Origin of the sequence: Actinoplanes subtropicus, assembly GCF_000721705.1 — a bacterium.
Lineage (GTDB): Bacteria > Actinomycetota > Actinomycetes > Mycobacteriales > Micromonosporaceae > Actinoplanes > Actinoplanes subtropicus.
Genome location: NZ_JOJL01000119.1, coordinates 1 through 1,620 on the forward strand (window position 1 = coordinate 1; position 1,620 = coordinate 1,620).

At 68.7% G+C, this 1,620-nt stretch carries 2 protein-coding genes; both read left to right on the plus strand.

Annotated elements, in window-relative coordinates; genetic code table 11:
* Positions 1-684, plus strand: a 684-nt coding sequence (locus tag IH26_RS0152385) for a Mu transposase C-terminal domain-containing protein (protein ID WP_034218334.1), incomplete at its 5' end; no start/stop codon positions are given.
* Positions 681-1,493: an ExeA family protein gene (locus IH26_RS0152390; protein ID WP_030443793.1), complete on the plus strand. Its 813-nt coding sequence runs from the start codon at positions 681-683 to the stop codon at positions 1,491-1,493. The genes IH26_RS0152385 and IH26_RS0152390, both read left to right, overlap by 4 nt.
* Positions 1,494-1,620 lie beyond the last annotated feature (127 nt).

The window sequence follows — 1,620 nt, forward strand, 5'->3', positions numbered from 1 at the left end:
GTCGACAACGGGTCGGCGTTCGTGGACAAGCAGCTGATGCGCGCCTGCGCGTCGCTCGGCATCCGGCTGGTGCACTCCCGGCCGGGGCAGCCCGAGGGGCGCGGGAAGATCGAGCGGTTCTTCCGGACCGTGCGTGAGCAGTTCCTCGTCGAGATCGGATCCGGTCGCGAACTCGACGACATGATCCAGCTGAACACACTGTTCACCGCGTGGGTCGAGACCGTCTACCACCACCGCGAGCACACCGGGACCGGGCAGCCGCCGATCGAGCGGTGGTCGGTGCAGCCGCTGCCGCTGCCCTCACCGGCGCAGCTGCGGGAGGCGTTCTTGTGGTCGGAATGGCGCACCGTCACCAAGACCGCCACCGTCGGCCTGCACGGCAACACATACGAAGTCGACGCGGCCCTGGCCGGCCGCAAGGTCGAGCTCGTCTTCGACCCGTTCGACCTCACCAGCATCGAGGTCCGCTGGCACGGCCGCCCGATGGGCACCGCGATCCCGCAACGCATCGGCCGGCACGTGCACGCCAAAGCCCGGCCCGACGAGACGACACCGCCGGCACCGGCCCGGACCGGGATCGACTACCTGCACCTGGTCGAAGCCCAGCACGCCGCCGACCTGGCCGAACGGGTCCAGTACTCCCAACTTCCCGAGACCAGCGACGACTCGCAGGTGCCGGCGTGATCGAGAAACTCAAGTCCCACTACGGATTCACCAAGACACCGTTCGGGCGGGCCCTGGCCCCGCAGATGCTGCACCGCCACGGCACCCACGCCGAAGCCGTCGCCCGCATCGGCTGGTGCATCAGCGAACGCGGCCTCGGTGTCATCACCGGCGAAGTCGGCGCCGGCAAGACCGTCGCCGTCCGCGCCGCCCTCGCCAGCCTCGACACGAGCCGCCACACCGTGATCTACCTCGGCAACCCCGCGGTCGGCGGCCGCGGCCTCTACGGCTGCATCGTGACCGCCCTCGGCGGTGTCCCACGCTTCCACAAAGCCGGGCTGATCCCGCAGACGATGGACCTGCTCGCCGCCGAAGAACACGAACGCGGCCGCACCACCATCATCGTGCTCGACGAGGCGCACCTGCTCGACGCCGGCCAACTCGAAGAACTACGGCTGCTCACCAACAGCGAGATGGACAGCCACTCGCCATTCGCCTGCCTGCTGGTCGGACAGCCGACCCTGCGGCGTCGGATCAAGCTCGGCACCTTCGCCGCGCTCGACCAGAGGATCACGCTGCGCTACGCGATGAACGGCATGACCGACAAGGAGACCGCCAGCTACATCGCCCACCACCTCAACCTGGCCGGCCGATCGGACACGCTGTTCAGCGACGACGCCACCACCCTGATCCACCAAGTCTCCCGCGGCCTGCCACGAGCGGTGAACAACCTCGCCGTCCAAGCCCTCGTCGCCGCCTACGCAGGCAGGAAAGCCATCGTCGACGAATCCAGCACACGCGCCGCCGTCGCCGAGGTCACGGCGGAATGAGCACCACCACGACACGCTGAACACCACCACGACAACACGACGACCGGGCCCCGCCGGCTACGCCGGCGGGGCCTCTTCATGCAAACACCACATCATCACGGCGAATGACGCCGTCGTCCTCATCCAG